This is a genomic window from Bradyrhizobium sp. (assembly GCF_004799405.1).
Taxonomy (GTDB): domain Bacteria; phylum Pseudomonadota; class Alphaproteobacteria; order Rhizobiales; family Xanthobacteraceae; genus Bradyrhizobium.
This window is the reverse complement of sequence record NZ_SSMW01000008.1, coordinates 48,531-56,360: the sequence shown is the minus strand read 5'-3', so window position 1 is coordinate 56,360 and position 7,830 is coordinate 48,531. Positions and strand designations below refer to the sequence as shown.

Here is a 7,830-nt window from a genome sequence, read left to right as displayed (position 1 = left end):
CTGAAGCCGATCTCGCCGCTCGCCTGGATGCCGCTGGCGCTCTACACCATCAAGGATTCGGGACTGTCCGCGATTTTCGTCATCTTCATCTGCTCGGTGTGGCCGATGCTGCTCAACACCGCGTTCGGCGTCGCGGCCGTCCGCAAGGAGTGGATCAATGTCGCGCGCACGCTGGAAGTCGGCACCGTCAGGCGTGCCTTCACGGTGATTTTGCCGGCGGCTGCGCCGACGATTCTCACCGGCATGCGAATCTCGATCGGCATTGCCTGGCTGGTGATCGTCGCCGCCGAGATGCTGGTAGGGGGCACCGGCATCGGCTATTTCGTCTGGAACGAATGGAATAACCTTTCGATCACCAACGTCATCATCGCCATTCTGGTGATCGGGGTGGTCGGCATGCTGCTCGATCAGATTCTCGCGCGCTTCACGCGCATGGTCACGTTTCCGGAGTGAAGCGGTGACCGACAAATTCATTTCTATCGAAGCCATCGCCAAGCGCTATCCGGGCGCCGATGGCGGCGAGATCGCGGTGTTCGAAAATCTCTGGCTGTCGATGGCGCGGGGCGAGTTTGTCTGCGTGATCGGCCATTCCGGCTGCGGCAAGACCACGGTGCTGAACATCCTCGCCGGGCTCGATGAGCCAAGCGAGGGCACCGTGATCGTGGACGGGCAGGCCATCGAGGGCACCAGTCTCGACCGCGCCGTGATTTTCCAGAGCCACGCGCTGCTGCCGTGGCGTACCGTGCTCGGCAATGTCGGCTATGCGGTGACGTCGAAATGGCGCGGCTGGGACCGCGCCAGGGTCAAGGCGCATGCGCAGACCTTCATCGATCTCGTCGGGCTGACCGGCGCCGAGCACAAACGCCCGTCGGAGCTCTCGGGGGGCATGAAACAGCGGGTCGGCATTGCGCGCGCGCTCTCGATCACGCCAAAGATCATGCTGATGGACGAGCCGTTTTCGGCGCTCGATGCCCTGACGCGCGGCACGCTACAGGACGAAGTTCGCCGCATTTGCCTGGAGACCGGGCAGACCGCGTTCATGATCACCCACGACGTGGATGAAGCGATCTATCTTGCCGACAGGATTTTCCTGATGACCAATGGGCCCGGCGCGGTGCTGGCGGAGGTCGTGGAAAATCCGCTGCCAAAGGACCGCGGCCGCGTCGATCTGCACCGCCATCCCTACTATTATGCGGTGCGAAATCACATCGTCGATTTTCTGGTCAGCCGCAGCAAGACTTTCGCTGCCGATGTACCGGATCACGATCCGCGCAATGTGCCGACGGTACGGATCGGAAAGCCGGAACTGATGATCGCATCGATATCCGACGCGCGACATGAAGAATCACAGCAGGCGTCATGGCCGGGCTTGTCCCGGCCATCCACGTCTGCGTAAGGCGAGAAAGACGTGGATGCCCGGCACAAGGCCGGGCATGACGAGCGCAAGGGAGACCACACATGAAACGAACCGACCTCACGGAAAAGCTGCTCGACATCAAGCGCGAGAAAGGCTGGAGCTGGAAGCACATCTGCGAAAAGATCGGCGGTTATTCCGAAGTCCTGATCGTCGGCGCCATCCTCGGCCAGATGAAATTGACGAAACCGCAGGCGGCCAACGCCGCCGAACTGTTCGGGCTGTCGAAGTCCGAAACCGCGATGCTCAACGAGGTGCCGATGCGCGGCGAGGGCACCCCGATGCCGCCGACCGATCCCCTGATCTATCGCTTCTACGAGCTGGTGATGGTCAACGGGCCGGCCTGGAAGGCGCTGATCGAGGAGGAATATGGCGATGGCATCATGTCGGCGATCGATTTCGACATGGTGATGGAGCGCCTGCCCAATCCCAAGGGCGACCGCGTCAAGATCACGATGTCGGGCAAATTCCTGCCGTACAAATATTACGGCGCCAGCGGCAACGTGCCGGAGTATGGGTTCAAGGAGGGGTAAATAGGTGGACGCCATCCTTCGACGCGCGAGCCGACTTCGGCGAGCCTCGAAGGATGCTGTCGCGCACGCCTCACTTCCCCGCTTTCAGCTCCACGACGGCCTGCGCCATCAACTCACCCATCTTCAGGCCAAGCTCGGCGTCTGTGATGGCAATGCCTTTGGCGCCGAGATCGGCAGTCACCTTGCGGACCACGCCGTTGCCGCCTTCCTCGAAATCAGCCGCCACCACGTCTTTGGCGTAGGCGCTGGCGGCGTCGCCGGAGATGCCGAGCTTCCCGGCTACCCATAATCCGAGCAGCCGGTTGCGGCGGGCCTCGGCCTTGAATTTCTGCTCCTCGTCCAGCGCGAACTTCTTCTCGAAACCTTCTTCGCGCTTGTCGAATGTGGTCATATCAAGGGTTCCCGTCTCGGTGCCGAATCGGTGATGGCGGCCGCGTTGCGGCTGCCTGCTTCCATGCCTAGATAGCGAGAGTAAATGGTTAAAACAACGGCGGAAAAGCCGCAGGCCGAGCGGTAAAACTCGGTCCCGATCGGCCGGATCGATTGTGCTGGATAGGCCAATCGGTTAGGTTGCCCTCAGGCCCGGTTCTTGTTCTGTTTTCGGTTCCTGGCCTTCACGGCAGCTCCGTCGTGGGTCGTATCCTTTGTCATCGGAGCACACCAAATTCATGGATTTCAACAACACACGGTACATCCCTATGAGCCGTCGACGCCGCATTTATGAAGGCAAGGCCAAGGTCCTTTACGAAGGACCGGAACCGGGAACCCTGATCCAGCACTTCAAGGACGATGCGACCGCGTTCAATGCCAAGAAACACCAGGTGATCGAGGGCAAGGGCGTCCTCAACAACCGGATTTCGGAGTACCTGTTTCAGCACCTCAACGACATCGGGGTGCCGACCCACTTCATCCGCCGCCTCAACATGCGCGAGCAACTGATTCGCGAAGTTGAGATCGTGCCGCTGGAAGTGGTGGTGCGGAATGTGGCGGCGGGATCGCTGTCGCAGCGCCTCGGCATCGAGGAAGGCACCCAGCTGCCGCGCTCGATCATCGAATTCTATTACAAGAACGACCAGCTCAATAACCCGATGGTCTCCGAGGAGCACATCACCGCGTTCGGCTGGGCGACGCCGCAGGAAATCGACGACATCATGGCGCTGGCGATCAGGGTCAACGACTTCCTCACCGGGCTGTTTCTGGGCATCGGCATCCGTCTGGTCGATTTCAAGATGGAATGCGGCCGGCTGTTCGAGAACGAGATGATGCGAATCATCGTCGCCGACGAGATCTCGCCGGATTCGTGCCGGCTGTGGGACATCAAGTCGAACGAGAAGCTCGACAAGGACCGCTTCCGCAGGGATCTCGGCGGCCTTCTGGAGGCCTATACCGAGGTCGCCAAGCGCCTGGGCATCCTGATGGAGAACGAGCGTCCCGCGGGCTCCGGTCCGGTGCTGGTCAAGAGCTGAGGTTGACTGTGAAAGCGCGCGTCACCGTCACGCTCAAATCAGGCATCCTCGATCCCCAGGGCAAGGCCATCGAAGGCGCGCTGAAATCGCTCGGTGTCGACGGTGTCGCCAGCGTGCGCCAGGGCAAGGTGTTCGACATCGAGCTTTCCGGTTCCGACAAGGCCAAGGCCGAAGCGGCGCTGAAGGATGCCGCCGACAAGCTCTTGGCCAACACCGTGATCGAGAATTACCGGGTTGAGGTTCTGAGCTAGGCACGACGCGCCCATGAAATCCGCCGTTCTCGTCTTTCCCGGAATCAATCGCGAGCGCGACATGGCGCGAGCGCTGCGGCTGGCGTCGGGGCATGAGCCCGCGATGGTCTGGCACGCCGAAACCTCGCTGCCCAAGGGCACCGATCTCGTGGTGGTGCCCGGCGGATTTTCCTACGGCGACTACCTGCGCTGCGGCGCCATCGCCGCGCGCGCGCCTGTGATGGATGCGGTGCGCGGTTTCGCCAAAGGCGGCGGCCTTGTGCTCGGGGTCTGCAACGGCTTCCAGATTCTGTGCGAGTCTGGCCTGTTGCCCGGCGTGCTCATGCGCAACGCGCGGCTGAAATTCATCTGCCGCGACGTGCACCTGCGGGTCGAGCGCTCCGATACGCCGTTCACCCGCGGCTACAATGCAGGCCAGGTCATCCGCGTGCCGATCGCGCATGGCGAGGGCAATTACGAGGCGGATGAAGAGACGCTGAAGCGTCTCGAAGGCGAAGGACGCGTGCTCTACCGCTATAGTTCCGCCGAGGGCGCGATCGACGAACGCTCCAACGTCAATGGCGCCTCGCACGCGATTGCCGGCATCGTCAATGACAAGGGCAACGTGCTCGGCATGATGCCGCATCCGGAAAACCACGTCGAAGACATCATGGGCTGCACCGACGGCCGCGGCCTGTTCGCAGGCCTCGTGGCGCATCTGCAGCGCGCGGCGTAGCACCGGACGCGCGCCATCGAGTAACGCCGCGCCTCAAGGAGTTGGTGTCGTCAGCCGCTTTTCCATGAAGATGCTGGTCGCGACGGCCTCCCGGGACATCGCCGTGTAGTCGCCGAATGCCGTGCAGGGCCGAAAGCCGGCCCGTCCATAAAATCGCAATGCCGCCGCCTGCCGTTCTCCCGTCTCCAGGCGCAGGACGACAGTCCGGCGGCGCGCGCCTCGGTCTCGATCCGCGCCAACAAGGCCTGCGCCACGCCGCGTCCACGCACCGCCTCGCGCACATACATGCGCTTCACTTCGGCGAAATCAGCAAACAGGGCCATCCCGCCGCAGCCAACGGCAGCGCCGTTCAGCCGCGCCAGGAAGAAAAGAATGTGCGGCTGGAACAGCGCCTGCAACGCCAGCCCGTGCCGCTGCTCGGGCGGGTATTGGCCGCAAGCACCTGGTCGAGTTCGCCGATCAACAGGCGAACGTCATCGGTTGCCGTCGTCATCCGCTCGATGTCGACACCGGCGCGCTCGTTCATCCAATCACCCCACGCCGCCCTCCGATCCAGGCGGTGCTTGGCCGGCGTCGTCGCTTGCTGCCCGCGGCGTTCGCCGCTTGACCCGCTTGATGGTGCCGGAAAACGTGAACAGCGGCCGCTCGCCGGATTTGAGCAGGCCGCGCAGGAAGGTCATCGAGCCGCCGGCCCGCATGATTTCGCACGTGCCCTCGATCAACTCGCCCGCGCGCGCCGCGTCGAGGAATTCGCAGGCAAACGAAACAGTTACGCCCGGTCCCTGCAGTATCGGTGAAGCCACCGCGAACAGGCAGTAATCCGCGAATGTCATGAAGGCGCCGCCATGAACGTTGCCTGTGCCGTTGAGATGCTTCTTCTCGACCCGGAACGCGCAATGGATGCGGCCGTCGTCTTCCATCCGGTGCCAGAACGGCCCGTTGTTGGTCTCGAAATTGTCGCGGTTCCAGGTCCGCCACCCACTGAATTCGCCCTCGGTACCGACGTGCAGGTCGGGGCGGTTGAGGAATGCGTTTTTGGCGAGGTCGTCCACGCGCTGTGGCCCTTGGGTTGAGTGTGCTGGGCCCTTAAATCCGATCCGCCCGCGATGTGCAAACCGCCATCGCCCATCGTGCTCCCGCAAATCTATGGACAGCCGGAAATTGCGCCATAAAAGGCCTTTTCCAGCCCTTCCGATCTCCCTAATAAGAGACCTTGATCGCGCAAGAAGCCTCATGAACCAGCCGCAAATCACCCCGGAACTCGTCGCCAGCCATGGCCTGAAGCCGGACGAATACGAGCGCATCCTCAAATTGATCGGCCGGGTGCCGAGTTTCACCGAACTTGGGATTTTCTCGGCGATGTGGAACGAGCACTGCTCGTACAAGTCGTCGCGGCTGCATTTGCGCGGACTGCCGACCAGGGCGCCGTGGGTGATCCAGGGACCGGGCGAGAATGCCGGCGTCATCGACATCGGCGACGGCCTGGCGGTCGTGTTCAAGATGGAGAGCCACAACCATCCGAGCTACATCGAGCCCTATCAGGGTGCCACCACCGGCGTCGGCGGCATTTTGCGCGATGTGTTCACGATGGGCGCGCGGCCGATCGCTTGCCTCAACGCGCTGAGTTTTGGCGCGCCGGAACACCCCAAGACACGCCATCTGGTTGGCGGGGTCGTCGCCGGCATCGGCGGCTACGGCAATTCTTTCGGGGTGCCGACGGTCGGCGGGCAGGTGCGTTTTCACACCCGTTATGACGGCAACATCCTCGTCAATGCGATGGCGGTCGGCCTTGCCGATACCGACAAGATTTTTTACGCGGCGGCGTCGGGCGTCAACATGCCGATCGTCTATCTCGGCTCCAAGACCGGCCGCGACGGCATTCACGGCGCCTCGATGGCGTCGGCCGAATTCGACGACGACTCCGCCGAGAAGCGCCCGACCGTGCAGGTCGGAGATCCCTTTGCGGAAAAGCTGCTGCTGGAAGCCTGCCTCGAAATCATGCAAGCCGATTGCGTGATCGCGATTCAGGACATGGGCGCGGCGGGCCTGACCTGCTCGGCGGTAGAGATGGGCGCCAAGGGCGATCTCGGCGTCGATCTCGACCTTGACGCGGTGCCGACCCGCGAAACCGGCATGAGCGCCTATGAGATGATGCTGTCGGAAAGCCAGGAGCGCATGCTGATGGTGCTCAAGCCCGAGAAGGAGAAGCAAGCCGAGGCGATCTTCCGCAAGTGGGGACTGGATTTCGCGGTGGTCGGCTACACCACGCCGAGCAAGCGCTTCGTGGTCAAACACGGCGGCGACGTGATGGCCGATCTGCCGATCAAGGAACTGGGCGACGAGGCGCCGCTGTATGACCGGCCGCATGTGGCAACGCCGCTGTTGCCGGTGATCCATGCGCGCGAGGTGAAGCCGCCGCTGGGAATTCCGCAAGCGCTCGAAAAACTGATCGCGACGCCCGAGCTTTGCTCGAAGCGCTGGGTGTGGGAGCAATACGACCACGTCATCCTGGGCAATACCGTGCAGCGTCCCGGCGGCGACGCGGCGGTGGTGCGGGTGCAGGACGGGCCGAAGGGGCTGGCGCTGACGGTCGACGTGACGCCGCGCTATTGCGAGGCCGATCCGTACCAGGGCGGCATGCAGGCGGTGGCGGAAGCCTGGCGCAATATCACCGCGGTCGGCGGCCGGCCGCTGGCGATCACCGACAATCTCAATTTCGGCAATCCGGAGCGGCCGGAGATCATGGGCCAGTTCGTCGGCTGCCTGAAGGGCATCGCGGAAGCCTGCCGCGCGCTCGACTTCCCGGTCGTGTCCGGCAATGTCTCGCTCTACAACGAGACCAACGGCCGCGGCATCCTGCCGACGCCCTCGATCGGCGGCGTCGGGCTGCTCGACGATTTCACCAAATCCGCCACGCTGGCGTTCAAGGCGGAAGGCGAGGCGATCCTGCTGGTGGGCGAGACCCAGGGATGGCTCGGCCAGTCGGTTTACCTGCGCGACATCTGCAGCCGCGAAGAGGGCGCACCGCCGCCGGTCGACCTCGCCGCGGAAAAGCGCAACGGCGATGTGGTGCGCGGCATGATCCGCGCCGGTACCGCAACCGCCGTGCACGACGTCTCCGATGGCGGGCTGCTGGTTGCATTGGCGGAGATGGCCATCGCCGGCGGCATCGGCGCGCAGCTTTTGGCGGGGCCGGAATCGATCGTGCCGCATGCCTATTGGTTTGGCGAAGATCAGGCACGCTACATCGTCACGATGCCCGTCGAACAGGCAGGGCTGGTGCTGGCGAAGATGAAGGGCGCCGGTGTGCCATGCGTGCGTATAGGCACCACCGGCGGCGATGCCATCGCTATTGCCGGCCAGAGCGCGGTGCCGGTCAGGGCGCTGGCAGCGGCCTTCGAGAGCTGGTTTCCGGACTATATGGGCGGCAAGGCGTTCTGAACGAAGCTTG

Annotated in this window: 11 protein-coding genes; 7 read left to right on the top strand and 4 right to left on the bottom strand. The window is 63.3% G+C overall.

From position 1 onward, the window contains the following. The 3 genes from E7813_RS02150 to cynS all read left to right on the top strand — a co-directional run. Positions 1–453, top strand: a 453-nt coding sequence (locus tag E7813_RS02150) for an ABC transporter permease subunit (RefSeq protein ID WP_291570384.1), incomplete at its 5' end; no start/stop codon positions are given. A 4-nt stretch (positions 454–457) separates the two neighbouring features. Continuing rightward, positions 458–1,396, top strand: coding sequence for an ABC transporter ATP-binding protein (locus tag E7813_RS02145; RefSeq protein ID WP_291570382.1), 939 nt, complete (start codon positions 458–460; stop codon positions 1,394–1,396). A gap of 62 nt (positions 1,397–1,458) precedes the next feature. Next, the gene (cynS, locus tag E7813_RS02140) at positions 1,459–1,947 is read left to right on the top strand and encodes a cyanase (protein WP_291570380.1); all 489 of its coding nucleotides are present in this window, start codon (positions 1,459–1,461) and stop codon (positions 1,945–1,947) included. A 70-nt stretch (positions 1,948–2,017) separates the two neighbouring features. Here the strand turns inward: cynS and E7813_RS02135 are convergent, their stop codons facing one another. Further along, positions 2,018–2,338 (bottom strand): DUF1476 domain-containing protein, encoded by a 321-nt coding sequence (locus E7813_RS02135; RefSeq protein WP_291570378.1) that lies wholly within the window; start codon positions 2,336–2,338, stop codon positions 2,018–2,020. Between the two features lie 307 nt (positions 2,339–2,645). Between E7813_RS02135 and purC the strand changes: the two genes are divergently transcribed. From purC to purQ, 3 genes are read left to right on the top strand one after another with little or no spacing between them, the layout of a single operon-like run. Next, entirely contained in the window at positions 2,646–3,413 is a 768-nt protein-coding gene (gene purC / locus E7813_RS02130) for a phosphoribosylaminoimidazolesuccinocarboxamide synthase (protein ID WP_291570376.1), read from the top strand. 8 nt (positions 3,414–3,421) lie between these two features. Then, complete coding sequence (purS, locus tag E7813_RS02125; protein ID WP_213245996.1) at positions 3,422–3,664, top strand: phosphoribosylformylglycinamidine synthase subunit PurS; 243 nt, start codon at positions 3,422–3,424, stop codon at positions 3,662–3,664. A gap of 13 nt (positions 3,665–3,677) precedes the next feature. Further along, positions 3,678–4,379 carry a phosphoribosylformylglycinamidine synthase subunit PurQ gene (gene purQ / locus E7813_RS02120; protein ID WP_291570375.1) on the top strand — a complete coding sequence of 234 codons (702 nt, stop codon included), beginning with the start codon at positions 3,678–3,680 and terminating at the stop codon, positions 4,377–4,379. A 50-nt stretch (positions 4,380–4,429) separates the two neighbouring features. Here purQ and E7813_RS26100 read toward each other — a convergent pair whose 3' ends face one another. The 3 genes from E7813_RS26100 to E7813_RS02110 are packed head-to-tail and all read right to left on the bottom strand — an operon-like array spanning position 4,430 to position 5,431. After that, on the bottom strand, positions 4,430–4,777 hold the full coding sequence (locus E7813_RS26100; protein ID WP_363331145.1) for a GNAT family N-acetyltransferase: 348 nt from the start codon (positions 4,775–4,777) through the stop codon (positions 4,430–4,432). Beyond that, the gene (locus tag E7813_RS02115) at positions 4,729–4,905 is read right to left on the bottom strand and encodes a hypothetical protein (RefSeq protein WP_291570373.1); all 177 of its coding nucleotides are present in this window, start codon (positions 4,903–4,905) and stop codon (positions 4,729–4,731) included. The genes E7813_RS26100 and E7813_RS02115 overlap by 49 nt, the downstream gene beginning before the upstream one ends. A 4-nt stretch (positions 4,906–4,909) precedes the next feature. Continuing rightward, positions 4,910–5,431, bottom strand: coding sequence for a PaaI family thioesterase (locus E7813_RS02110; RefSeq protein WP_291570371.1), 522 nt, complete (start codon positions 5,429–5,431; stop codon positions 4,910–4,912). A 181-nt stretch (positions 5,432–5,612) separates the two neighbouring features. Here E7813_RS02110 and purL point away from each other — a divergent pair, with 181 nt between their 5' ends. Continuing rightward, positions 5,613–7,820 (top strand): phosphoribosylformylglycinamidine synthase subunit PurL, encoded by a 2,208-nt coding sequence (purL, locus tag E7813_RS02105; protein WP_291570369.1) that lies wholly within the window; start codon positions 5,613–5,615, stop codon positions 7,818–7,820. The last annotated feature ends 10 nt before the right edge of the window (positions 7,821–7,830 follow it).

What these genes read in the sequence shown, in the direction of transcription:
- E7813_RS02135 (WP_291570378.1), bottom strand. Translation starts at nt 2,338, where the DNA reads ATGACCACATTCGACAAGCGCGAAGAAGGTTTCGAGAAGAAGTTCGCG.
- purQ (WP_291570375.1), top strand. Translation starts at nt 3,678, where the DNA reads ATGAAATCCGCCGTTCTCGTCTTTCCCGGAATCAATCGCGAGCGCGAC.
- E7813_RS02115 (WP_291570373.1), bottom strand. Translation starts at nt 4,905, where the DNA reads ATGAACGAGCGCGCCGGTGTCGACATCGAGCGGATGACGACGGCAACC.
- purL (WP_291570369.1), top strand. Translation starts at nt 5,613, where the DNA reads ATGAACCAGCCGCAAATCACCCCGGAACTCGTCGCCAGCCATGGCCTG.
- purC (WP_291570376.1), top strand. Translation starts at nt 2,646, where the DNA reads ATGAGCCGTCGACGCCGCATTTATGAAGGCAAGGCCAAGGTCCTTTAC.
- cynS (WP_291570380.1), top strand. Translation starts at nt 1,459, where the DNA reads ATGAAACGAACCGACCTCACGGAAAAGCTGCTCGACATCAAGCGCGAG.